The organism is Janthinobacterium sp. HH106, assembly GCF_001758725.1.
Taxonomy (GTDB): Bacteria; Pseudomonadota; Gammaproteobacteria; order Burkholderiales; family Burkholderiaceae_D; genus Janthinobacterium.
In genome coordinates this window covers 86305-108327 of sequence record NZ_LRIC01000015.1, presented here as the reverse complement: position 1 = coordinate 108327, position 22023 = coordinate 86305, and the positions used below count along the sequence as shown (strand labels likewise).

Below are 22023 nucleotides of genomic sequence, written 5' to 3'. Positions count from 1 at the left end.
ATATGTTTGGAACCCAACAACGCGGCGTCAACGCCTATGCCAAGGTCGGCCTGGAAACGGGCATCGGCTCGGCCTCGCCGCACAAGCTGATCGTCATGCTGTACGACGGCGCCCTGGTGGCCGTGCTCAGCGCGCAGATGCACATGAATTCAGGCAACATCCCGGAAAAGGGCAAATCCATCTCGAAAGCCATCCAGATCATCGACAATGGCTTGCGCGCCAGCCTGGACAAGGAAGTGGGCGGCCAGATCGCCGAAGGCCTCGACGCCCTGTATGAATACATGAGCGCGCGTCTGCTGGCGGCCAACATCCGCAACGATCTTGGCATGCTGGAGGAAGTACAGCGCCTGCTGACCGACCTGCGCGAAACCTGGAACGCCATCGGCGCCACGCCGGCCGCCATTCCCGGCGCCGATTTAAAACGTATGCCCAGCCTTGCGAGCGCCTGATCCATGATGACCCACCAAGAAGTCCTGACCACCTACGAAGCCATGCAGACCCTGACGGGCCGGATGGTGACCGCCGCCACCAACGCCGACTGGGACGAGCTCGAAGCGCTGGAACAGCGCATCAGCGCGCATGTGGCCACGCTGAAGGCGAACGAAGAAAAAGTCGTGCTGGAGACCGCCGGCCGCCAGCGCAAGGTCGCCCTGATCAAGCAGATCCTGGAAGACGACCGCAAGATCCGCGACCTGACCATGCCGTGGATGGCGCAATTGTCCAAGCTGATCAACAGCACGGGCACCGAGCGGCGCCTGGCCAACGCCTACGGCGTCTAAACGCCCACGGGGCAAGGCGAGCTATCATGTTGCCGAAGATGGATGCGATCGGCATGACGCCCCTGACCCCGGTCAAGCCCACGCGGGCTGCCGATGCCGTCGCCGACCCGCGCCAGGCCGAGTTCCAGCGCTCGCTGCAGGGACTGATCGGCAAATCCATGCAGGGACAAGTGCTGGCCCGCATGGGCGACGGCAGCTTTCTCGTGCGCGTGGCCGGCACGCCGGCCCGCATGCAGCTGCCCGCGGGCGCCCAGGCGGGCACGGAAATCCCGCTGACCTTGATTGGCATCAATCCCCGCCCTTCTTTTCAAATCGGCAATAACCGCGACCAGCCCGCCAGCGCCCTGCTGACATATGCGGACGCGGAAGCCGAGCCCGAGGCTGCCGACCTGCGCGGCCCCCAGGCCGGCGCCGCCCAGGCCGGCACGCGCGCCAGCAGCACGGCGGCCACCCTGCTCAGCCGCGCACCGCTGACGCCAGCCAATCTGCTGCCCGCCCTGGCCGGCGACACGCCTGCGCCGGAGCTGAGCACCACCGCGCGCGCCATCAGCACAGTGCTCAGCCAGGCGGAAAGCGTGCCCGGCGCGCCCCTGTCCCTGGTCGGCAAGACGCCGCTGATGGCCTCGCCAAACGCCGCCCCGGCCCAGGTGGCCCAGAAACTGCAGGATGCCGTCGGCAGCAGCGGCCTGTTCTATGAATCGCATGTGGCCGAATGGGCCGAGGGCAAGCGGCCGCTGGCCTCGCTGTTGCTGGAACCGCAAATGCAGAAGGCGGCTCAGGGCGAGACGGCCAGGACGGGCACCGACCTGGCATCGGCGCAACTGATCAATTTGCAGCTGCATACGCACGAACAGGCGCGCGTGCAATGGCAGGGCGAAGCCTGGCCCGGCCAAAAGATGCAGTGGGATATCAGCCGCGATGCGCCGGAAGGACAGCAGCACGAGAGCCGTGACGCCGACGAGGAAGCGACGGCCTGGCGCAGCAATGTGCGCTTCCAGTTCCCCCTGCTGGGCGACCTGGCCGCGCACGTGGTGTTGCAGGGCGGCAGCGTGGCCATCCAGCTGCAAGCGGGCAGCGAAGGCAGCGCCGACACCTTGCGCCAGCATGCGGCGCGGCTGGAAGCGTCGCTGGCCGCGGCCGGATGGCCATTGTCATCGTTGACGATCGCCGGCAAGCCGCAGGCGGCGGCTGGAGAAGACGATGCTTGACGACACCAAGCGCAAGGTGCCGCAGACAGCCGTCGCCCTCGCTTACCAGAGCGGCACGCCGGCGCCCAAGGTGGTGGCCAAGGGCAGCGGCCTGATCGCGGACCAGATCATCAGCACGGCGCGCGAACACGGCGTGTTCGTGCATGAGTCGAAGGAATTGGTGGCGCTGCTGATGGATGTCGACCTGGACCGCCAGATTCCGCCCGGCCTGTATCGGGCGATTGCGGAACTGCTGGCCTGGTTATATCATATTGAATCTGCGAATGGCGGGCCGATTCCGCCGCCGCCCGACACCAGCGTCAACCTCACCGATACATAGACAGGCATCAATGCAAGCACATATTATGGATTCCGGCCTCGAAAACTGGCACGATTTTGAAGTGGAATCGCGGCGGGAAATCATTGCCTTGCTGCGCGGCATCAGCGAAAAGAACCAGCTGATCCGCATGCTGATCCACGGTGAGTCCGATGTGTGCGTCACGTCCATCCTGGAAGTCGATGCCGACCACAACACCGTCATCCTCGACCGTTCCGTGAACGCCGACCAGAACCGGCGCATGGTGGCCGCCACCGGTATTTCGTTTGAAACCTCGCTCGACAAGATACGCATCCTGTTTGCCAGCGCCCTCGTGGAAGAGTGCAACCATGGCGGCACGCCCGCCCTGAAAATTGCCATTCCAGAAACATTGATCCGCCTGCAGCGGCGCGAGTATTACCGCATGACGACGCCCGTGAGCAATCCCGTGCGCGTCTCAATTCCCCTGCCGCCCTCGCTGGGCGGCGCCGACACCCTGTTTCCGCTGGCCGACATCAGCTGCGGCGGCATCGCCATCCTCGACAATAAACTGATGCTGGGCGAAACCATCGGCAGGGACTATCCCGGTTGCCGCATCGACCTGCCCGATGTCGGCATCGTCACCGCGACTTTGCAAATTCGCAATTCGCTGGACATGACCCTGCTGAACAACAAGCTGAACCGCCGCCTCGGCTGCCAGTTCGTCGACCTGCCGCGCAGCATGCTGGCGCACGTGCAGCGCTATATCACGCGCCTTGAACGAGAACGCAATGCGCGCATGGCGGGGCTGGGTTAATTCAATCCAGAGTCAAAGCTTAACGTTTCGCAAAAGCGTAGCGAGCGGCGATGATTTGCGGCCGAGACGCGCAGCTGTGCTGTAGCACAGCGAGCATCGCAGGCCGCAAAGCGCGCCGCGCAGTAGCTTTGGCTTTGGCGATACGTTAAACTTGCATATTCATGATCTCATGATATGCAGCAACTAATTTATTCCTTACCTGCACCGTCGCCTGGAATTCGATGCTCGACTTTTGCATCGATACCATCACGTCCGACAGGCTGACCTTTTCGTCACCCATGGTAAAGCGCTGGCCCAGCGCCGACGAAGCCTGTTGCGCGCCGCTCACGGAATCCAGTGCGCTCTTGAAGGCATCGGCAAAATTCACCTTCGCCGCCGGCATCTCGGTCTGGATCGCCGGTATTTTCGCCTCCGGCCGCGTGGCCGCCGACTTCAGTTGCGCGATCATCGCCTCGATCCTGCTGCTATCGATACCGCCTGTTTTCACTTCGCCTCCCGATTCTGGTGTGCTTCATAACTGTTCCATGCCTGTTGCACCCAGAGAACAAAACCCTGGCTTGCAAGGCAACGACGGGTACAATAACTTCCGTCACATGTTGCCAGGGTTCCACAATACCAGCGCCAACGCCAGCCGCTCGGCCGAGCAGGCGGCAAAAGCGCCTTCTATTTGGACGATTGAAGCGCGTGACAGTGGCGGATAATTCTGCATATCGCCCCCTCCTCCAGTGGAAGCGGCCCCCACTCACTACCCAACATACGCGCCCCGGAAGGCAATCATGGCTGTAGCCGAAGAAATCGATGTGAACCGCATACCACCGGAACCGGCGCCTGGCCGCTCGCCCGTGGAGTCCGTGCAAGCTTTCGCCAAGACGCCGATGGGCAAGAATTTCCTGCGCGGTCTGGGCGTGGCGGCACTGGTTGCCATCGGCGTGGCCCTGTACATGTGGAACCAGCCGCCCGAGTACAAGGTCCTGTTTTCCAACTACACGGACCGCGACGGCGGCGCCATCACCGCATCGCTGGACCAGCTGGGCATCAAGCACAAGTTTTCCGAAGGCGGCGGCGCCATTCTCGTGCCGTCCGAGCAAGTCCATGACGCGCGCCTGAAACTGGCCGCGCAAGGCTTGCCGAAGGGCGGCAACGTGGGCTTCGAGCTGATGGAAAACCAGAAGCTCGGTGTCTCGCAATTCCTCGAACAGGTCAATTTCCAGCGCGCGCTCGAGGGCGAACTGGCGAAATCGATCGAATCCGTGTCCGCCGTCGATACGGCGCGTGTCCACCTGGCGCTGCCCAAACCGTCCGTTTTCGTGCGCGAACAGCAAAAACCGACGGCTTCCGTGCTGCTGAACCTGCACCCGGGCCGCGGCCTGGACCAGCTGCAGGTGAGCGCCATCGTGCACCTGGTGGCGTCGAGCGTGCCGGAATTGCTGCCAATCAATGTCACCGTGGTCGACCAGGCCGGCACCCTGCTGTCGAACCAGGAAAAGGACAAGGACCGCGCCAACGGCATCAAGAGCCTGGACCCGAACCAGCTGAAATACGTGCAGCAATTGCAGCAAAGCGTGATCAAGCAGGTCGAATCGATCTTGCTGCCCATCGTCGGCGAAGGCAATGTGCGCGCCGAAGCGACGGCCGATGTCGATTTCTCGCAAAGCGAACAGGCGGCCGAAACTTACAAGCCGAACTCGCCGCCGGAAGCGTCCACCATCCGCAGCCAGCAAACGAGCGAATCGACGGGCGCCGGCAATGCCAACCCGTCCGGCGTGCCGGGCGCGCTGTCGAACCAGCCGCCAGGCGTGGCGACGGCGCCATTGACGGCCGAGGCGCCGGGCGCCCCGGCTGGCGCGCCGACGGCGCCGACACAGAAGGAATCGACGACCAATTATGAAGTGGACAAGACTGTGCGCTACGAGCAGAAATCCATGGGCGGCCTGCGCCGCCTGTCGGTGGCCGTCGTCGTCAACTACCGCCGCAGCTTCGACAAGGATGGCAAGGTCACGGTCAAGCCGATTTCCCCTGCCGAAATGGTCCAGATCAACAATCTGGTCAAGGAAGCGATGGGCTACAACAAGGAGCGCGGCGACAGCTTCAGCGTGGCCAACTCGCCGTTCGACGGCATCGACCGCGCGCCGGAAGGCAAGCTCGAGTGGTGGCGCGACCCGGCCAACTTGCCGCTGGCCAAGGAACTGGCGAAATTCCTCATCACGGCCCTGATCCTGCTGTACATCTTCATCAAGATCGTGCGCCCGATGCTGCGCCCCGTGATGCGCAAGATCGACGATTTCGGCGCTCCGCCGCCCGTCATCGAGCCGGAACTGGCCAAGGAGGGCGAAGAAAACGAAGTCCTGCTCAGCGAAGCGGAGCTGGAAGAACTGGAAGAAGATACTGCGCGCGGTTATCGCGAAAACCTGGCGATGGCCAGAAAACTGGCGCAGGAAGACCCGCGCGTGGTGGCCAACGTAATCAAAGCATGGATAGGCAATAATGACTGAGACAACGGGACTGCAAAAAGCATCGATCCTGATGCTGGCACTGGGCGAGAGCGAAGCGGCCGAGGTCATGAAATTCCTCGGCCCGCGCGAAGTGCTGAAACTGGGCGCCGCCATGGCCACCATGAAGGGCATCGCGCACGAGCAGGTGGTCGAGGTGCTCGGCGACTTCCGCGCGCAGACGGAACTCAATTCCACCGTCGGCCTCGATTCGGACGAATATATCCGGCAAGTGCTGACCAAGGCGCTGGGCGACGACAAGGCGTCCGTGCTGCTGTCGCGCATCCTGGGCGGCAAGGATGCCTCCGGCATCGAATCGCTGAAATGGATGGATTCGCAATCCGTGTCCGAGCTGATCCGCAACGAACACCCGCAGATCATCGCCACCATCCTCGTCCACCTGGAACGCGACCAGGCCTGCGAAATCCTCGGCCACTTCACGGACCGCCTGCGCAACGACGTGGTCTTGCGCATCGCCACCCTGGACGGCGTGCAGCCGGCCGCCTTGCGCGAACTCAACGACGTGCTGACGAAACTGCTGTCGGGTAACGAAAACATCAAGAAATCGTCGCTGGGCGGCGTGCGCGCGGCAGCCGAAATCCTGAACTTCATGAGCGGCGAGCAGGAAGGCTCCGTCATGGACAATATCAAGAACTACGACAACGACATGGCGCAAAAGATCATGGACGAAATGTTCGTGTTCGACAACGTGATCGATATCGACGACCGCGGCATCCAGCTGCTGCTGCGCGAAGTGCAGTCGGAAATGCTGATCATCGCCCTGAAGGGCGCCTCGCAGGAACTGCGCGACAAGATCTTCAAGAACATGTCGCAGCGCGCCGGCGAGATGATGCGCGAAGACCTCGAGTCGAAAGGCCCCGTGCGCCTGTCGGAAGTGGAATCGCAGCAGAAACAGATCCTGCAGATCGTGCGCCGCCTGGCGGACGAGGGGCAGATTGTCTTAGGCGGAAAAGGCGAGGATTCGTTTGTCTAATTTGATTCCCAAAGAGCAGCAAACCGCGTACCAGCGCTGGGAAATGACCTCGTTTGGCGACGAGCGCCCCAGCGTGGTGGCGGCGCGCAAGCTGCTCGAACCCGATCCCGAACCGGAATTCGATCCATTTGCCGAGCTGCACGAGGAAGAGCCGGCCCCGCCGCTCGAATACCCGACGCAGGAAGAACTCGACGCCATCCGCGAGGAAGCGCGCGCCACGGCCTTCGAGGAAGGCCGCGCTGCCGGCTATGCGGAAGGCCACGCGGCCGGGCATGCCGACGGCCATGCCGAATCGTATGCACAAGGCAAGGCTGCCTCGGCCGTGGAACTGGCGCACTTGCAAACCATCGCCGTCGATTTCGGCACGGCCGTGCACCAGGCCGACGAACTGATCGCCAACGACGTGATGGAACTGGCCCTGCAGCTGGCCAAGGGCATGCTCAAGACCGCCTTGCCCGTGCGCCCCGAACTGATGCTGCCGATGGTGCGCGAAGCCATCGAATACTTGCCTGTGCTGCAACAACCGGCCTTGCTGATGCTCAATCCCGAAGACGCGCAAGTAGTACGCGACGGTATCGGCGATGAACTCGACAAAGGTGGCTGGCGCGTCATCGAAGACCCGTCCGTGGAACGCGGCGGTTGCAAGATCGACACGGCCAGCAACCAGATCGACGCGCAGGCATCCACCCGCTGGCAGCGCCTGACGCATGCGCTGGGCAAAGACCTGGACTGGCTGGCGCCGTGAGCGAGCCCGTCAAAGGCCCCACGGCCCATGCGGCGCGCTGGCGCGCCTACCTGAGCGATTGTTCGGCCGTGGTCGGCTTTGTCGAACCGATGCAAATTTCAGGCCGCGTCACGCGCGTGGCCGGCCTGGTGATGGAAGCCGTGGGCTTGCGCCTGGCCGTCGGCGCCGCCTGTACCGTGCCGCTGCCCAATGGCGGCCGGGTCGAGGCGGAAGTGGTGGGTTTTGAAGGCGACCGCCTGTTTTTGATGCCGCAAAGCGACGTCGAGGGCATCGTGCCCGGCACGCGCGTGTTTTCCGTCGAGCCGGCCATCCCCCGCCCCGGCAGCGTGGCGCACCCGCGCCGCCGCCCCAGCGACCGCGCGCGCCATCTGCCCGTGGGGCCGCAACTGCTGGGCCGCGTGCTCGACGGCGCGGGCCGTCCGCTCGACCAGCTGGGCCCGCTGCACACGACCGACAGCGCCCCCATCAACGTACGCCCCGCCAATCCCCTGGGCCGCGCGCCCATCGTCGATACGCTCGACGTGGGCGTGCGCTCGATCAACGCGATGCTGACCGTGGGCCGCGGCCAGCGCATGGGCCTGTTCGCCGGTTCCGGCGTCGGCAAGAGCGTGCTGCTGGGCATGATGGCCCGCTACACGGAAGCGGACGTGATCGTCGTCGGCCTGATCGGCGAACGGGGCCGCGAAGTAAAGGAATTCATCGAGCAAATCCTCGGCCCCGAAGGCCTGGCCCGTTCCGTCGTCGTGGCCGCGCCGGCCGACACGCCGCCGCTGATGCGCCTGCAAGGGGCCGCATATGCGACGGCGATTGCCGAACATTTCCGCGATCAGGGGCAAAATGTGCTGTTGATCATGGATTCGCTGACCCGCTACGCCATGGCGCAGCGCGAAATCGCCCTGGCCATCGGCGAGCCGCCCGCCACCAAGGGCTATCCGCCATCCGTCTTCGCCAAGCTGCCCGTGCTGGTGGAACGGGCCGGCAATGGCGAGGAAGGCGGCGGCTCGATCACGGCCTTCTACACCGTGCTGACCGAGGGCGACGACCAGCAGGACCCGATCGCCGACTCGGCGCGCGCCATCCTGGACGGGCATATCGTGCTCAACCGCCGCCTGGCCGAAGCGGGCCATTATCCGGCCATCGACATCGAGCAATCGATTTCGCGTGCCGCCCACTCGATCACCACGCACGAGCACCAGCAGCAGGCGCGCAAGCTGAAACAGCTGTATTCGCGCTACGAGCGCAGCCGCGACCTGATCAGCGTGGGCGCCTACAGCGCCGGCACCGACCCCGTGCTGGACCAGGCCATCGCCCTGCATGAAAAGATCGAGGCGTTTTTGCAACAGCAAATCACGGAGCGGGTCAGCATGGATGAGAGCTTGGGGCAACTTACCGCTCTATTCGACTGATTAGGACTTGCATAGCGGGAATATAATCAGCCATGGCTTCTCCTTCCCAACTTGCTACCCTGATCGACCTTGCCCAGCGCGAAACGGACGATTGCGCCAAGCGCCTGGGCGCGGCCCTGAAAGCGCTCGACGATTGCCGCCAGAAGCTCGACATGCTGTCCGGCTACCGCGACGACTATGCCAAGCGCTTCGAGGCGAGCATGAGCAACGGCATCACGCCCATGGCTTACCGCAACTTCCAGGCCTTCATGGTCAAGCTCGACAGCGCCATCCTGGGCCAGCAGCAAGTGGTCGAGCATGCGCAGGCGCGCAGCGAGAATGAAAAGATGCGCTGGCAGCTGGCCGAACGCAAGCGCATGTCGTACACCACTCTGAACAACCGGGCGCAGGAACAGGCGCTGAAGCTGGAAAACAAGCGCGACCAGAAAGCAATGGATGAGCACGCGGCGAGACAAGCCTATTACAAACGCTAAGCAACACTGAGGCAGCATCATGCAAACCCAGCCAACACCGATTTCCCAGATCATCTCGCCAAACGCCACGCCCGGTGCCGCCAACCGCAGCCAGCCGTCCACCAGCGGCGCGGCGGGCGACTTCCAGCGCACCCTGAACCGCCAGATCGAGCAACGCCAGGCCAGCCGTAATATGGCGCAAGCGCCAGCGCCGGCGCCGGCACGTCCCGCCAGCCCTGCGGCCGCGCCAGCACCCGCGACGCCGGCGCCCGCCAATGAAGCGAAGCCGGCGCAAGCGGGCACCGAACAGGCGGCCAGCAGCGAGCAGCCGCCCGCACCAGCTATCGAGGCGGCGCCCCCCGCCAACGGCGACAGTGACAGCGCCACGGCAGAGGCCAGCGTGCCCGCCGTTCCCGCGACAACAGTCACGCCGCCAGCCGATCCGGCCGCCGAGATGCTGGCCCTCGTGGGCAGCATCCAGCTGGCCATCCAACCGCCGGCGGCAGCCGCCAAGGCCGTGCCGGAACTGCCGGCGCGCGCCAGCGTCAAGGCCGACGGCAAGGGCCTGGCAACCGGGCCGTTACTGGCAGCCGGCCAGGGCAGCGGCAAGGCCGCCGCCACCGTCATCGCGCAAGCGGACAGCGGCGACTTTGCCGACAGCCTGGGCCAGGCCCAGGGCAAGGCAGCCGGCACACCAGGCGCCGGCGTGCCGGCAGGCAAGGCCGAACCAGGCAAGCTGGCCGTCGACGCCCAGTTGGCGGCCACCGCCAGGGCGGGCGCCGCCGTAGCCGAACCCATCCTCAAGGAAACGCCTGCCGACCTGAGCCGCCTTGCGGCCCAGTTGCAGCCGGGCGCGCTGCAGCAGGCCGCGGCCGCCGTGGCCGTGCCGGCCGACAAGCTGACGGGCCGGGTCGGCTCGCCGGCCTGGGACCAGCAACTGGGGCAGAAAGTCGTGTGGATGGCGGCCGGCGGCGACCAGAGCGCCACCCTGACCCTGAATCCGCCCGATCTGGGGCCCGTGCAGGTGGTCCTGACGGTCACCAATGACCAGGCCGATGCCGCCTTCATGTCGGCCCAGCCGGAAGTACGCCAGGCGCTGGAAGCGGCCATGCCGCGCCTGCGCGAAATGATGAGCGAAGCGGGCATCGCCTTCGGCAGCGCCACCGTCTCGGCCGGCACGCCGGAACAGCAAAACCATGGCGAGCGCGCCGCCTCGGGCGAACGCCGTGGCAATGGTCAGGGTGGCGGCACCTCCGGCGGCGAGATCGCCATCGCGCCGGCAGCTGGCGGCCGCAGCCGACCCAGCCTGAGTGCCGTGGATACCTTTGCCTGACGACAATTCGTCGTCCGCAGGCCACAGGCGCGCGCCTCGGCATAACTTTTCGTATAAAAACAGCGAGTTGAGGGCGCTTCCGCCCTCTTTTCACTGCATCCTTCTGCGCAGAATTTGCCGATAATGACATAATGGCGTCGTGATCCACTTCCATGCACCCGAGTACCATTGAAAGCAAATCCAAAAATGAAAGCAGATCCGAAAGCAGATGCAGGCCTGGCCCCCGCCGGCGCCTCGAAAAAGAAGCTTCTGATCATCGTGCTGGCCTCGGTGCTGGTGGCCGGCGGCATCGGCGGCGGTGCCGCCTGGTACTTCTTGCATGGCAAGGCCGATAAAGAAGAAGCGGCGCCGAGCAAGAAAAAACACGCCGCTTCCAAGGCAGGTCCGCCCGTTTTCGTCCCCGTCGATGCCTTCACCGTCAACTTGCAGCCGGAAAATGGCGAGCAATATCTGCAGATCGCGTTTACCCTGCAGGTGGGCAGTCCGGAAGAAATGGATAGCATCAAGCTGAACATGCCGAAAGTGCGCAGCCGCTTGTTGCTGCTGCTGTCCGGCAAGAAGGCGTCCGAACTCAATACCGTGGAAGGCAAGCAGCAGCTGGCGGCCGAAATCATCAATCAGGTGAACCAGCCGTTCGAGGACAAAGGGCCGGAACAGGACGTGACGGACGTATTATTTACCGCATTCATCATTCAATAAGCAGCCATGGCCGATAATTTCCTCTCCCAGGAAGAAGTCGATGCCCTTCTGAAGGGCGTCAACGGAGACCAGGACGACGCGCAGACGCCGGAAGATGTCACGGGAGTTCGTACCTACAACCTGGCAACCCAGGAGCGCATCGTGCGCGGCCGGATGCCGACGTTGGAAATTATCAACGAGCGTTTCGCCCGGCTGCTGCGCGTGGGCCTGTTCAACTTCCTGCGCCGCAGCGCCGAAGTGTCGGTCGGCTCCGTGCGCGTCTCGAAGTACAGCGAATTCATCCGTAATCTGGTGGTGCCGACCAATCTGAACCTGGTGCACATGAAGCCGCTGCGCGGCACGGCCCTGATGGTCTTCGATCCGGGCCTCGTCTTCCTGCTGGTCGACAACCTGTTCGGCGGCGACGGACGCTTCCATACCCGCGTCGAAGGGCGCGACTTTACGCAGACGGAGCAGCGCATCATCCTGCGCATCCTCGATATCGTCTTCGAGGCCTATACCAAGTCGTGGGAGCCGGTCTTCCCCGTCGAATTCGAATATATACGTTCAGAAATGAACACGCAGTTCGCCAACATCGCCACGCCGAACGAGGTGGTGGTGGCGTCTACGTTTACGGTGGAACTGGGCTCCGTTTCCGGACAAATCCACTTCTGCATGCCGTATTCGATGATCGAGCCGATCCGCGATTCGCTGACCTCGAGCCTGCAGGGCGAGGCGCTGGAAGTGGACAAGCGCTGGATCCGCCTGATGACGCAGCAGATCCAGATCGCCGAAGTCGAGCTGGTGGCCTCGCTGGGCACGGCGCGCGTGTCGTTCGACGAGATTTTGAACATGAAGGTGGGAGACATCATCCCCCTGAATATTCCCGAACTGATCGCCGCCACCGTCGATGGCGTGCCCGTGATGGATTGCACGTATGGCGTGTTGAACGGACAATATGCGCTGAAAGTCGAAAAGTTGCTGGCGAATGCCGACAATATGAATAACCATTAAGAAATACCCGGATCGCGCTGCGGTCCGTATCTGTACAACAGGAGAAACACATGTCTGACAACCAAGACGACCAAAGCGCGGAAGACGATTGGGGCGCGGCCATTGCCGAGCAGGCCAAGGCGGAAGCCGAAGCGCTGCAGAACCAGGCCGCCACTACGGCCAGCGCGGCGAGCGCCGCCGTGTTCAAGGACTTTTCCAAGCAGGCATCGAAGTCGGAAACACACAACGATATCGATTTCATCCTCGATATTCCCGTGCAGCTGACGGTCGAACTGGGCCGCACCAAGATCGCCATCAAGAACCTGCTGCAACTGGCGCAGGGTTCCGTGGTCGAGCTCGACGGCCTGGCCGGCGAACCGATGGACGTGCTGGTCAACGGCTGCCTGATCGCCCAGGGCGAAGTGGTGGTGGTCAATGACAAGTTCGGCATCCGCCTGACCGACATCATCACGCCTTCCGAACGCATCCGAAAATTGAATAAATGAAGCCTGGCCTGTTGATTTCCACCGTGCTGCCGCTCCTGGCGGCATGCAGCATTGTCCACGCGGAACCGGCAGCCGCGTCGGCGCCGGCGGCCAGCGCCGCCAGCGCTTCCGTCGCGGCAGCAAGCGAGACACCGCCCGTTGCCGCAGCAACGGTGCCGGCCACCTCGCCTGCCGCCGCCCTGCCCGCCATGCCGGCGGGCGCGCCCATGACGATGGCGCCGACAAGCTCGGCCGGCAGCCTGCTGCAAACCATCTTCGCGCTCGTATTCGTGCTGGCCCTGCTGATCGGCCTGGCCTGGTTCATGAAACGCTATGGCCCCAAGGTCATGGGCGGCAACAACAAGATGCGCGTCGTCAGCTCGCTCAACCTGGGCGGACGCGAACGCATCGTCCTCGTCGAAGTGGCCGACCAGTGGATCGTCGTCGGCGCCTCGCCCGGCAGGATCAACGCGCTGGCCACCATGCCGCGCCAGGAAGGCGAGTTGCCGCAACTGGCAACGGCGCAAAACGGCCCCGCGGCCGCCAATTTTTCCGAGTGGCTGAAACAGACCATCGAAAAACGCAATGGGAAATAAGCAGCAGATGGCGTGGTCCACCTTGAAGACTCCCCTGACCTGGCTGCTGGCGGCCGCCGCCCTGGCCCTGCCGCTGTGGGCGCTGGCCGAACCGGGCATCCCGGCCTTCAACAGCACGCCGGCGCCGGGCGGCGGCCAGAATTACTCGCTGCCGGTGCAGACGCTCATCCTGATGACGTCGCTCACCTTCCTGCCGGCGGCCCTCTTGATGATGACCTGCTTTACGCGCATCATCATCGTGCTGTCCCTGCTGCGCCAGGCCATCGGCACGCAATCGGCGCCACCGAACCAGGTGCTGGTGGGGCTGGCCCTGTTTTTGACCCTGTTCGTCATGGGCCCCGTGTTCGACAAGATCTACACGGATGCGTATCAACCGTATCAGGAAAACAAGATCAGCATGCAGCAGGCGATGGACAAAGGCGTCGATCCCCTGAAAACCTTCATGCTCAAGCAGACGCGCCAGGCCGACCTGGCCCTGTTCGCCAAGATGTCGCGCTCGGCGGCCCTGCAAGGCCCGGAAGACGTGCCGCTGCGCATCCTCGTGCCCGCCTTCGTCACCAGCGAACTGAAGACGGCGTTCCAGATCGGCTTTGCCATCTTCATCCCGTTTCTGATCATCGACATGGTGGTCGCCAGCGTGCTGATGTCGATGGGGATGATGATGATGTCGCCGGCGACGATCTCGCTGCCGTTCAAGCTGATGCTGTTCGTGCTCGTCGACGGCTGGCAGTTGCTGCTGGGCTCGCTGTCCCAGAGTTTTTACTAGGGGAAGTACGATGACACCCGAAAGCGTCATGACCCTGGGCCGCCATGCGATGGAAATCACCCTGATGGTGGCCGCGCCCATGCTGCTCGTCGCCCTCATCATCGGCTTGATCGTCAGTATTTTCCAGGCGGCCACGCAGATCAACGAGGCGACCCTGTCCTTCATTCCCAAGCTGGTCGGCATCTTCGTCGCCATCGTCGTGGCCGGCCCGTGGATGCTGTCCGTCATGCTCGACTACATGCGCCAGGTGTTCACGGGCATCCCGAACCTGGTCGGCTAGTGCAGCGATTGTTGCCATGCTGACCCTGTCGAGCATCGAACTGAACACGTGGATCGCAGCACTGCTGTGGCCACTTAGCCGCATCCTCGGCCTGATCGCGGCCGCCCCCCTGTTCGGCAACGCGGCCGTGCCGGCCACCGTCAAGGTGACCCTGGGCGCGCTGCTGGCCATGATCATCGCCCCCACCGTGCCGGCCTTGCCTGCCATCAACCCGATGTCCCTGCCCGGCCTGCTGATCCTCACGCAAGAGATGCTGGTGGGGCTGGCCATGGGCTTTTCCATCCGCATCGTGTTTTCCGCCATCGAAATGGCCGGTGAACTCAGCAGCCTCACCATGGGCCTGGGCTTCGCCTCATTCTTCGATCCGCAAACCAAGGGCAGGTCGTCCGCCATCAGCCAGTTCCTCGTCATGCTGGCCACCTTGATGTTTTTGACCGTCAACGGCCATCTGGTCTTGCTGGCGGCGCTGGCGGAAAGCTTCGTCAGCCTGCCGATTTCGTCGAGTCCCATCAGCGGCGGCGGTTTCCAGCAATTGGCGGCCTGGGGCGGGGAAATCTTCCGTTCCGGCCTGCAAATTTCGCTACCCATCATCGCCGCCCTGCTGCTGACCAACGTGGCGCTGGGCATCTTGACGCGGGCCGCGCCGCAGCTGAACATTTTCGGTATCGGTTTCCCCGTCACCCTGGGCGTGGGCTTGCTGGTGATCGGCATGGTCCTGCCCTACCTGGCCACGCCGTTCCAGAACATGTTCCTGCGCGGCATAGAAACGGCACGGCTGCTGCCGCGCGGCTTTGCCACGCGCGACCGGCCACCGCCGCCCGCGCCGCCGCATCCCCTGCGCCCGGCAGCGCCGACGCCGCTGCCGCCCGCGCGCTGATCAGGGCTGCCAGCCCAGCGCGTGGCGCAGCAGCAAGGCGGACAGCACGAACATCGTCACGCCGATCAAGCCATCGAGCACTTGCCAGGCCCGGGGCCGCGCAAACCACGGCGCCAGCCAGCGCGCGCCATAGCCCAACGATGCAAACCACAGCAGGCTGGCCGCGCTGGCGCCGGCGATGAAGCAGCCACGCAGCGCGCCCGGCTGCTGGGCGCCGATGCTTCCCACCAACAATACCGTATCCAGATAGACATGGGGATTGAGCAAGGTAAATGCGGCCGCCTGGGCCAGGATGGCGCCCAGCGCCAGCCCGGCACCGCCTTCGGCCGCGCGCAGCTGCTGCGGCCGGCGCGCGCGCCGCAGCGCTTGCCAACCGTAGACGGCCAGGAAAACGGCGCCGCCCAATGCCAGCGCGCTGGCCAGCAAGGGGCGCTGTCCCAGCGCATGGGCCATGCCCAGGACGCCGGCGGCAATCAGGGCCGCGTCTGCCAGCGCGCAAAACAGCACGATGGCGCCCACATGTTCGCGGCGCAAGCCTTGCCGCAAGACAAAGGCATTTTGCGAGCCGATGGCAACGATGAGTCCCAGGCCCAGGGTCAAGCCCTGGAGAAAGACGGAAAAAACGAGTGGGGTGGTGGCGGTCGAAAGTGTCATGCGGCGATCTTGCCAGCCGCACACAATGAAGGCAAACTACCTTTACTGCAGCAAGTTAAGGAAAACTTCATTCATGCTCGATTATGCCGCCCTTGCCGCCCTGGCCGCCGTCCTCCGCGAAGGCAGTTTCGAGCGCGCCGCGCGCGCCTTGCACGTAACGCCATCGGCCATTTCGCAGCGCATCCGCCTGCTGGAAGAGCGCGTCGGCTGCGCGCTGGTGATACGCGACCAGCCCTGCCGCGCCACGGAAACGGGACGGCGCCTGTGCCAGCACGTGGACCAGGTGCAGCTGCTCGAACAGGATTTGCAGGGCACCTTGCCGGCGCTGGCGCAGACAGCACTGGGCGTGTCGCGCGCCAGCGTGCCCGTCGCCGTGAATGCCGACAGCCTGGCCACCTGGCTGACGCCCGCCATCGCCGCCTTTGCGGCCGGGCACCCGGTGCTGCTGCAAGTGGCCGTCGACGACCAGGATCATACGGCCGAATGGCTGCGCAGCGGCGCCGTGCTGGCCGCCGTCAGCGCCACGGCCCGGCCCGCATCGGGCTGCAACAGCCGCCCGCTGGGCGCCATGCGCTACCTGGCCGCCGCCAGTCCCGCCTTCCTGCAGCGCTATTTTGCCCACGGCGTCGGTGCCGCCAGCCTGGCGCTGGCACCCAGCCTCGTCTTCAATGCCAAGGACGAACTGCAGGCGCACTGGGTACGGCGCCTGTGCCACCGGCACGTGGAGCTGCCGCGCCATGCCCTGCCTTCGTCGCATGCCTTCGTCACGGCCGCCCTGGCCGGCATGGGCTGGGGCTTGCACCCGCAGGCGCTGATCCAGCCGCATCTTGACAATGGCAGCCTGGTCGAACTGCTGCCGGATACCCCGCTCGATATCGCCCTGTACTGGCATACGGCGCGCGCCGCCTCCGGCCTGCTCGACGGCTTGAGCGCAGCCATCGTGGCCGCCGCCCGCACGGGCCTGCTGCCGCCCTGACGGACCGCCTCAATGCTGGTCGCTGCTGAATGCGAAGCGCCGGCGCCGCAGGTCGACGTTCAGGCGCAACTGGTGATGTTTGACCAGGTAGCGCACGCCGACGAAGGCTGCCGCCAGGCCCGACAGGGCACCGATGCCCAACGCCCAGCGCGGGCCGAAGGTGTCGGCCACCCAGCCCACGATGGGCGCGCCCAGCGGCGTGCCGCCTGCCGAGATCGCCAAAAGGATGGCCATCACGCGGCCCCGCATGGCGGGCGCCGTCGACAGTTGCACGCTGCTGTTGACGCTGGTGGTAAACGTTTGCGCGGCGATGCCGATGACCACCAGCATCATGCCGAACAGCCAGTAATTGGGCATCACGGCGGCCAGCGCGCAGGCCAGCCCGAACAGCGCGGCCGCCCCCAGCAGCAGCGCCAGCGTCGGCTGGCCGCGCCCCGCCGCCAGCAGGGCGCCGGCCACGGAGCCGCATGCCATCACGGAGCTGAGCACGCCATACTGGCCGGCGCCCGCATGGAAAGCCGTCACGGACATGGTCGAGAGGAAAATCGGGAAGTTCAGGCCAAAGGTGCCGATCAGGAACAGCATCAGCAGGATGGCCATCAGGTCGGGCCGCTGGCGCACGTAGCGGAAACCCTCGCCCAGGCTGGCGCGCGTGGCCTTGACGCGCGGCGCACGGCGCAGCAGTTCCACGCGCAGCAGCAACAGCGAACCGATCACGGCGGCAAAACTGACGGCGTTGATGATGAAGACCCAGCCGCTGCCGACGCTGCTGATCAACAAGCCGGCGACGGCCGGGCCCAGCATGCGCGCCGCATTGAACGAGGTGGAGTTAAGCGCCACGGCGTTCGTCAGATCTTCCTCGCCGACGATTTCAGCCACGAAAGTCTGGCGCACGGGCGAATCGAAGGCCGTCACGCAGCCCAGCAGGAAAGCAAACACATACACGTGCGACAGTTGTACCAGGCCGCTGATGCACAACATCCCGAGTCCCAGCGCCAGCAAGCCCATGGCCGCCTGCGTGCACAGCAGCAGTTTCCTGCGGTCGAGCAGGTCGGCCGCCATGCCCGTCAGGGGCAGCAACAGCAGTTGCGGGCCGAATTGCAAGGCCATGACGATGCCGACGGCGCTGGCATTGTGCTGCGTCAATTCGCTCAGCACCAGCCAATCCTGCGCCGTGCGCTGCATCCACGTGCCGATATTCGACACGAGGGCGCCGCCGGCCCAGATACGGTAATTGGGAATGCGTAGCGAACGGAATGTGTTGTTCATCTGGGCGTGCGGGCTCCTTGCCGGGGTCGTGGTGAAAAATTCAGCGGATCACTCCGCCAAGCGTTTGAGTAAGGCCACCGCCTTGTCGAGCTCAGTGACTTCGGCCGGCGTGAGCCGGGTTTCGATAGTGCGCGCCAGCCAGTCTTCGCGTGCGGCGCGGCTCGCCGCGATCCAGGCGCGGCAGCTGTCCGTCAGGGTCAATAGCGTCTGCCGGCCATCGAGCGGGTCGGGCGACCCCGTCACCATCCGCGCTTGCGTCAAGGCTTGCACGGTGGCGGCCATGGACTGGGGCCGCATGCCTTCGGCGCGCGCCAGGCTGCTGACGGTGGCGGGGCCGTCGCGCTCGAGACGGCTGAGCACGGATGCCTGCGACATGCTGACGTCCCCCAGGTGCGCCTCTTCGCGCAGGCGGCGGCGCAATTTGCCGACCAGGATGCGCAATTCGCCGGCCAGTTGCAGAACTTGTTCGTGGTCTTCTTGCGCGGTGGTCATGGTGGCCGTGTGGTGTATCAACAGACTCCACTATAACAGATATGCAGTTAGACTGCACAGTTTTCCTGCACATATTATCAGAACAGCCAGATTCCGCGCGCAAAAAAGCCGGGGCGGGAGATGCACTCCCTGCCCCGGCTTGCCGGCCCATCCCGCGATGCCGGTGCGTCAGCTGATGTAATTGAACAGCGACAAGCCCGAGATCGAAGTGAACGATTTTTGCGCCGCCTGCAGGGTCACTTGCTGCTGGCTGAAGGTGGAAATGGCTTTCACCATGTCCAGGTCTTGCAGGTCCGACAAGGTGGTGGCGTACTGGATGTCGAGATCGTCGCCGGCGCTGTCGAGGTAATCGAGTTCCTTCATGCGGGAACCGACATCGGCGCGCACGGACAGCACATTGTCATAGGCCGTGTCGAGGATGTTGTGCGCGGCGTTCAAGCCGTTCGTCAGGCGCGCCTGGCCCGCATCGCCGCTGCCAGGCTGGCGCAGCACGCCGATCAGGTTTTTCACGGTGGTAAACAACGATTCCTTGGCGCTCGGCTCCAGGGTAAAGCTGTCCAGGTCGGCCGGCTTGCCCGTGATGTTCACTTGCTGGCCGTCGAAGGTGATGGCGTCGCCTGCCTTGTAGGGGATGGGCACGGCAGGATTGGGCACCGTCTGGCCCAGGGTGGCGTCGGTGACGGTATAGGTGGTGACGGCGTCCGTTCCCGTGCCAGTGACCTTGAAGTCGATCGAATACTTGTGCCCCGTCAATGCCGACGGGTCCGTCACCGTGCCGCCCGAAATCACGCCCGAGCCGCCGCGCGTGAAGTTGGCGGTAGCGGCGGCCGTCGTGAACTTGCCGTTGCCCGTCAGGTTGTTTTCAAACACGGTGGCGCCGGAATCGCTGGTGGCCAGGTAGCGCGCCGAACCCACCTGCAGTTCGCGCTGTCCCTGGTCGCCCACATAGCTGGCGCCCGTCGGCGTCTGGCTGAATGGCTGGGTCGTGGATTTGTAGCCGGAAAACAGGTAGCCGCCCGCGCCGTCGGCCGTATTCGCGATGCCCAGCAAGTCGGTCAGCCGGCCTTCCAGCTCCCTCGCCAGGGTATCGCGGTCGACATCCTTCAGGGAAGGGTTACCGGCCTTGAGCACCAGGTCCTTCACGTCGGCGATCAGCGAGGTGGTGCTGGCCAGCGCCAGCTCTTCCTGCGACAGGAAGTTCTTCGCATTCGAACGGTTCGTCACGAACTGGGTGTTGATCGATTGCGACTGCGTCACTTCCAGCGCGCGCGCCGAGGCGATCGGATCGTCGGCCGGCGTCAGGTTGCGGCGGTTCGACGACAGCTGCATCTGCGTACGGTTCAAGGCGCCCTGCAGATTGTTCAGCTGCGAGCTGCCCTGGTCATAAATCATTCGTGTGCTGATGCGCATGATGCTGCCCTTCCAGAAAGCCGCCGCGCGCTACGTCGCGGCAAAAATTGATTAACGTCCCAGGCCGATGACCACGTCGAACAGGGTGCTGGCGATCTGCATGACCTTGCCGCACGCCTGGTAGGACTGCTGGTAACGCAGCAGGTTGGCCGCCTCTTCATCGAGGTTGACGCCGGAAACGGCCTGCTGCTGGGTGCTGACCTGCTGCAGCAAGGCCAGGCTGGCCAGGCCGCTCACCTGCACTTCGCGCGTCTTGTTGCCCACGAAGCTGACGGTTTGCGCATACGAACCCTGGAACGTGGCATTGCCGCCATCGAGGATATTCTTCGTCTGCAAGCCCGCCAGCAGCGCGGCATTGCGGTTGTCGCCCACGCCGCCCGTATTGGGCTTGATGACGAAGGTATCGCCCTGCGCCGGCGTGCCCGTCATGCTGACATTGATGCCGCCAAAGCTGAAGTTGTCGCCTTCCGTGTAGGGGATGTTCGCCGTGCCGGCCGGATAGGTCGTGGTCGCGCCATTCAAGCCCTTGACCGTCACCGCCTGGCCTGCCGGGAAACCCGTCAGCGAGGTGGTCGCCTTGTCATACGTCAAGGTCAGGGGACCGGTCAGGGCATTGCCCGGCGTCAGGTAGGCCTTGTCGACGGAGCCGGCGCTGAGCTTGCCGGAACCCGTATTGGCCACCGGCGCCGAGGTGGCGATCGGCGCGGCGGCCGCGATCTTGTTGCGGTCGGTGATCAGCACGTTCAAGCCGGCCGCGCCATTCGCCGTCGGCTTGATGACGTAGTTGTCGCCTTGGGCGGCCGTGCCCGAGATCGAGAAATCGACGCCGTCGATGGTTTGCGGCCCCGTTTGCGGATACGGATTGATGATGGTGTGCGTGCCGTCGGATTCGCGCGTTACCACATAGTTGCTGCCGTCGTATTTCAGGCTGTAATCGCTGGCCGTCAGCTTGGTCGGGTCGCTGACCTTGGCCGACAGCACCGTGGTGCTGCTGGCGTTGTTGCCGCGGTCGGCACCGATCACGGGGTCGGGTATCTTGAAAAAATCGCCGCCCATGGCGCCATTCAAGTCCTGGCCCAGCTTGTGCTGGTCGTTGAAGGTGCTGGCCAGCGCGATGGCGACCTTGCCCAGCGAGTTCTGGACATTGTCCAGCGTACCGCTGCGAAATTCCAGCAAGCCGCCCAGCGAACCGCCGGTCAGGGAACTGTCCGGCAGCACGGTGACGGTGCTGCCCGTGACATAGCCCACCTCAATGCGGTTCGGGTCCGTCCGCGAAGGCGTGGCCGCCAGTTCGAAGCTGCGGTCCGCCACCACCAGGGGCTGGCCGGCGCCGATGGAAATGGTGACGGTATTGTTGGCGGCGGGCTGCACCGTCGCCTTCACATATTTGTTCAATTCCGTGATCAGCTGGTCGCGCTGGTCCAGCAGATCGTTGGGCTGGTTGCTGGCATCGACCGACAACTGGGAAATCGACTTGTTCAGCTCGGCGAGCTGCTTGGCATAGGTATTGATCACCGTCACATTCGACGTGATCTGCGAATTGACGCCGTCACCGATCTCCGTCAGGCGCGCGCTCAGACCCTGAAAGCGCGAAGCGAGCGAGCCGGCGCTCGACAGCAGCGCCTGGCGCGACGCGACCGACGAGGGATTCGAGCTGAAATCCTGCACGCCCTTGAAAAAATCCTGCATGGCGGGCGACAGACCGGCCGTGGGATCGGCCAGCAGATTGTCGATCTGGCTGATCTGCGTGTAATACGTGTCGAGCGCACTGGTCGCGCTTTGCGCGGAATTGACCTGAGTGGCCATGAAGCTGTCGTACTGGCGCTTGATCTGCGACACTTCCGTGCCCGTGCCGACAAAGCCATAGCCGGCATAGTTGGACTGCGACGTCTGCTGCAGCACCACCTGGCGGCTGTAGCCGGCCACGTTGGCGTTGGTGATGTTATGCCCGGTCGTCGACAGGCCCACCTGCGCTGCAAGCAAACCGCTCTTACCGATGCTGAGTAGATTCGAAGTCATGGTGTCTTATTGGTTACCGTCAAATGTATTT

General features: G+C 64.3%; 25 protein-coding genes. 19 read left to right on the top strand and 6 right to left on the bottom strand.

Features of this window, described 5'->3' with window-relative positions; genetic code table 11:
• Nucleotides 1–2: 2 nt before the first annotated feature.
• From fliS to JAB8_RS08075, 5 genes are read left to right on the top strand one after another with little or no spacing between them, the layout of a single operon-like run.
• Nucleotides 3–449 (top strand): flagellar export chaperone FliS, encoded by a 447-nt coding sequence (fliS, locus tag JAB8_RS08095; protein WP_070222372.1) that lies wholly within the window; start codon nt 3–5, stop codon nt 447–449.
• A gap of 3 nt (nt 450–452) precedes the next feature.
• The gene (locus JAB8_RS08090) at nt 453–779 is read left to right on the top strand and encodes a flagellar protein FliT (protein WP_070289139.1); all 327 of its coding nucleotides are present in this window, start codon (nt 453–455) and stop codon (nt 777–779) included.
• Between the two features lie 26 nt (nt 780–805).
• Nucleotides 806–1987, top strand: a complete 1182-nt coding sequence (locus JAB8_RS08085) for a flagellar hook-length control protein FliK (RefSeq protein WP_070289138.1) — start codon at nt 806–808, stop codon at nt 1985–1987.
• On the top strand, nt 1980–2306 hold the full coding sequence (locus JAB8_RS08080; protein ID WP_035821344.1) for an EscU/YscU/HrcU family type III secretion system export apparatus switch protein: 327 nt from the start codon (nt 1980–1982) through the stop codon (nt 2304–2306). The genes JAB8_RS08085 and JAB8_RS08080 overlap by 8 nt, the downstream gene beginning before the upstream one ends.
• Nucleotides 2307–2331: 25 nt before the next feature.
• Complete coding sequence (locus JAB8_RS08075; protein WP_083287058.1) at nt 2332–3078, top strand: flagellar brake protein; 747 nt, start codon at nt 2332–2334, stop codon at nt 3076–3078.
• Nucleotides 3079–3223: 145 nt separating this feature from the next.
• Here the strand turns inward: JAB8_RS08075 and fliE are convergent, their stop codons facing one another.
• On the bottom strand, nt 3224–3526 hold the full coding sequence (fliE, locus tag JAB8_RS08070; protein ID WP_230502628.1) for a flagellar hook-basal body complex protein FliE: 303 nt from the start codon (nt 3524–3526) through the stop codon (nt 3224–3226).
• A gap of 328 nt (nt 3527–3854) precedes the next feature.
• Here fliE and fliF point away from each other — a divergent pair, with 328 nt between their 5' ends.
• From fliF to fliR, 13 genes are all read left to right on the top strand, one after another.
• Nucleotides 3855–5570 carry a flagellar basal-body MS-ring/collar protein FliF gene (gene fliF, locus JAB8_RS08065; RefSeq protein ID WP_070289137.1) on the top strand — a complete coding sequence of 572 codons (1716 nt, stop codon included), beginning with the start codon at nt 3855–3857 and terminating at the stop codon, nt 5568–5570.
• The gene (fliG, locus tag JAB8_RS08060; RefSeq protein WP_034754023.1) at nt 5563–6561 is read left to right on the top strand and encodes a flagellar motor switch protein FliG; all 999 of its coding nucleotides are present in this window, start codon (nt 5563–5565) and stop codon (nt 6559–6561) included. Before fliF ends, fliG begins: the two co-directional genes overlap by 8 nt.
• Nucleotides 6562–6604: 43 nt before the next feature.
• The gene (locus JAB8_RS08055; RefSeq protein ID WP_070222451.1) at nt 6605–7306 is read left to right on the top strand and encodes a flagellar assembly protein FliH; all 702 of its coding nucleotides are present in this window, start codon (nt 6605–6607) and stop codon (nt 7304–7306) included.
• Between the two features lie 89 nt (nt 7307–7395).
• Nucleotides 7396–8712, top strand: a complete 1317-nt coding sequence (gene fliI, locus JAB8_RS08050) for a flagellar protein export ATPase FliI (RefSeq protein ID WP_227742184.1) — start codon at nt 7396–7398, stop codon at nt 8710–8712.
• A 32-nt stretch (nt 8713–8744) separates the two neighbouring features.
• Complete coding sequence (fliJ, locus tag JAB8_RS08045) at nt 8745–9185, top strand: flagellar export protein FliJ (RefSeq protein WP_070289135.1); 441 nt, start codon at nt 8745–8747, stop codon at nt 9183–9185.
• 19 nt (nt 9186–9204) lie between these two features.
• Nucleotides 9205–10497 (top strand): flagellar hook-length control protein FliK, encoded by a 1293-nt coding sequence (locus JAB8_RS08040; protein WP_070289134.1) that lies wholly within the window; start codon nt 9205–9207, stop codon nt 10495–10497.
• Nucleotides 10498–10683: 186 nt separating this feature from the next.
• Nucleotides 10684–11196 (top strand): flagellar basal body-associated protein FliL, encoded by a 513-nt coding sequence (gene fliL, locus JAB8_RS08035; RefSeq protein WP_070220126.1) that lies wholly within the window; start codon nt 10684–10686, stop codon nt 11194–11196.
• A 6-nt stretch (nt 11197–11202) separates the two neighbouring features.
• Nucleotides 11203–12189, top strand: a complete 987-nt coding sequence (gene fliM / locus JAB8_RS08030) for a flagellar motor switch protein FliM (RefSeq protein WP_070220128.1) — start codon at nt 11203–11205, stop codon at nt 12187–12189.
• Nucleotides 12190–12239: 50 nt separating this feature from the next.
• Nucleotides 12240–12674 carry a flagellar motor switch protein FliN gene (fliN, locus tag JAB8_RS08025; RefSeq protein WP_070220130.1) on the top strand — a complete coding sequence of 145 codons (435 nt, stop codon included), beginning with the start codon at nt 12240–12242 and terminating at the stop codon, nt 12672–12674.
• Nucleotides 12671–13249: a flagellar biosynthetic protein FliO gene (gene fliO, locus JAB8_RS08020; protein WP_070289133.1), complete on the top strand. Its 579-nt coding sequence runs from the start codon at nt 12671–12673 to the stop codon at nt 13247–13249. Before fliN ends, fliO begins: the two co-directional genes overlap by 4 nt.
• Nucleotides 13239–14015 carry a flagellar type III secretion system pore protein FliP gene (gene fliP / locus JAB8_RS08015; RefSeq protein WP_070220134.1) on the top strand — a complete coding sequence of 259 codons (777 nt, stop codon included), beginning with the start codon at nt 13239–13241 and terminating at the stop codon, nt 14013–14015. The genes fliO and fliP overlap by 11 nt, the downstream gene beginning before the upstream one ends.
• A 10-nt stretch (nt 14016–14025) precedes the next feature.
• Nucleotides 14026–14295 carry a flagellar biosynthesis protein FliQ gene (fliQ, locus tag JAB8_RS08010; RefSeq protein ID WP_034754044.1) on the top strand — a complete coding sequence of 90 codons (270 nt, stop codon included), beginning with the start codon at nt 14026–14028 and terminating at the stop codon, nt 14293–14295.
• A 16-nt stretch (nt 14296–14311) separates the two neighbouring features.
• On the top strand, nt 14312–15172 hold the full coding sequence (gene fliR, locus JAB8_RS08005) for a flagellar biosynthetic protein FliR (protein ID WP_070289132.1): 861 nt from the start codon (nt 14312–14314) through the stop codon (nt 15170–15172).
• Here the strand turns inward: fliR and JAB8_RS08000 are convergent, their stop codons facing one another.
• Nucleotides 15173–15826 carry a LysE family transporter gene (locus JAB8_RS08000; RefSeq protein WP_070289131.1) on the bottom strand — a complete coding sequence of 218 codons (654 nt, stop codon included), beginning with the start codon at nt 15824–15826 and terminating at the stop codon, nt 15173–15175. It abuts the gene before it with no gap.
• A gap of 73 nt (nt 15827–15899) precedes the next feature.
• On the opposite strand from JAB8_RS08000, the gene JAB8_RS07995 reads away from it, so the two are divergent.
• The gene (locus JAB8_RS07995; RefSeq protein WP_070289130.1) at nt 15900–16802 is read left to right on the top strand and encodes a LysR family transcriptional regulator ArgP; all 903 of its coding nucleotides are present in this window, start codon (nt 15900–15902) and stop codon (nt 16800–16802) included.
• Nucleotides 16803–16811: 9 nt separating this feature from the next.
• Here the strand turns inward: JAB8_RS07995 and JAB8_RS07990 are convergent, their stop codons facing one another.
• The 4 genes from JAB8_RS07990 to flgK all read right to left on the bottom strand — a co-directional run bounded on the left by JAB8_RS07990 (nt 16812) and on the right by flgK (nt 21992).
• The gene (locus tag JAB8_RS07990; RefSeq protein WP_070289129.1) at nt 16812–18071 is read right to left on the bottom strand and encodes an MFS transporter; all 1260 of its coding nucleotides are present in this window, start codon (nt 18069–18071) and stop codon (nt 16812–16814) included.
• A gap of 48 nt (nt 18072–18119) precedes the next feature.
• Complete coding sequence (locus JAB8_RS07985) at nt 18120–18563, bottom strand: MarR family transcriptional regulator (RefSeq protein WP_070220143.1); 444 nt, start codon at nt 18561–18563, stop codon at nt 18120–18122.
• Nucleotides 18564–18731: 168 nt separating this feature from the next.
• A complete protein-coding gene (flgL, locus tag JAB8_RS07980) occupies nt 18732–19973 on the bottom strand; it encodes a flagellar hook-associated protein FlgL (protein WP_070220145.1) in 1242 nt (413 codons plus the stop codon).
• 51 nt (nt 19974–20024) lie between these two features.
• Entirely contained in the window at nt 20025–21992 is a 1968-nt protein-coding gene (gene flgK, locus JAB8_RS07975; RefSeq protein ID WP_070220147.1) for a flagellar hook-associated protein FlgK, read from the bottom strand.
• Nucleotides 21993–22023: the final 31 nt, after the last annotated feature.

Coding starts and splice junctions, on each gene's coding strand:
- fliS (WP_070222372.1), top strand. CDS start 3: ATGTTTGGAACCCAACAACGCGGCGTCAACGCCTATGCCAAGGTCGGC.
- JAB8_RS08090 (WP_070289139.1), top strand. CDS start 453: ATGATGACCCACCAAGAAGTCCTGACCACCTACGAAGCCATGCAGACC.
- JAB8_RS08085 (WP_070289138.1), top strand. CDS start 806: ATGTTGCCGAAGATGGATGCGATCGGCATGACGCCCCTGACCCCGGTC.
- JAB8_RS08080 (WP_035821344.1), top strand. CDS start 1,980: ATGCTTGACGACACCAAGCGCAAGGTGCCGCAGACAGCCGTCGCCCTC.
- JAB8_RS08075 (WP_083287058.1), top strand. CDS start 2,332: ATGGATTCCGGCCTCGAAAACTGGCACGATTTTGAAGTGGAATCGCGG.
- fliE (WP_230502628.1), bottom strand. CDS start 3,526: ATGATCGCGCAACTGAAGTCGGCGGCCACGCGGCCGGAGGCGAAAATA.
- fliF (WP_070289137.1), top strand. CDS start 3,855: ATGGCTGTAGCCGAAGAAATCGATGTGAACCGCATACCACCGGAACCG.
- fliG (WP_034754023.1), top strand. CDS start 5,563: ATGACTGAGACAACGGGACTGCAAAAAGCATCGATCCTGATGCTGGCA.
- JAB8_RS08055 (WP_070222451.1), top strand. CDS start 6,605: ATGACCTCGTTTGGCGACGAGCGCCCCAGCGTGGTGGCGGCGCGCAAG.
- fliI (WP_227742184.1), top strand. CDS start 7,396: ATGCAAATTTCAGGCCGCGTCACGCGCGTGGCCGGCCTGGTGATGGAA.
- fliJ (WP_070289135.1), top strand. CDS start 8,745: ATGGCTTCTCCTTCCCAACTTGCTACCCTGATCGACCTTGCCCAGCGC.
- JAB8_RS08040 (WP_070289134.1), top strand. CDS start 9,205: ATGCAAACCCAGCCAACACCGATTTCCCAGATCATCTCGCCAAACGCC.
- fliL (WP_070220126.1), top strand. CDS start 10,684: ATGAAAGCAGATCCGAAAGCAGATGCAGGCCTGGCCCCCGCCGGCGCC.
- fliM (WP_070220128.1), top strand. CDS start 11,203: ATGGCCGATAATTTCCTCTCCCAGGAAGAAGTCGATGCCCTTCTGAAG.
- fliN (WP_070220130.1), top strand. CDS start 12,240: ATGTCTGACAACCAAGACGACCAAAGCGCGGAAGACGATTGGGGCGCG.
- fliO (WP_070289133.1), top strand. CDS start 12,671: ATGAAGCCTGGCCTGTTGATTTCCACCGTGCTGCCGCTCCTGGCGGCA.
- fliP (WP_070220134.1), top strand. CDS start 13,239: ATGGGAAATAAGCAGCAGATGGCGTGGTCCACCTTGAAGACTCCCCTG.
- fliQ (WP_034754044.1), top strand. CDS start 14,026: ATGACACCCGAAAGCGTCATGACCCTGGGCCGCCATGCGATGGAAATC.
- fliR (WP_070289132.1), top strand. CDS start 14,312: ATGCTGACCCTGTCGAGCATCGAACTGAACACGTGGATCGCAGCACTG.
- JAB8_RS08000 (WP_070289131.1), bottom strand. CDS start 15,826: ATGACACTTTCGACCGCCACCACCCCACTCGTTTTTTCCGTCTTTCTC.
- JAB8_RS07995 (WP_070289130.1), top strand. CDS start 15,900: ATGCTCGATTATGCCGCCCTTGCCGCCCTGGCCGCCGTCCTCCGCGAA.
- JAB8_RS07990 (WP_070289129.1), bottom strand. CDS start 18,071: ATGAACAACACATTCCGTTCGCTACGCATTCCCAATTACCGTATCTGG.
- JAB8_RS07985 (WP_070220143.1), bottom strand. CDS start 18,563: ATGACCACCGCGCAAGAAGACCACGAACAAGTTCTGCAACTGGCCGGC.
- flgL (WP_070220145.1), bottom strand. CDS start 19,973: ATGCGCATCAGCACACGAATGATTTATGACCAGGGCAGCTCGCAGCTG.
- flgK (WP_070220147.1), bottom strand. CDS start 21,992: ATGACTTCGAATCTACTCAGCATCGGTAAGAGCGGTTTGCTTGCAGCG.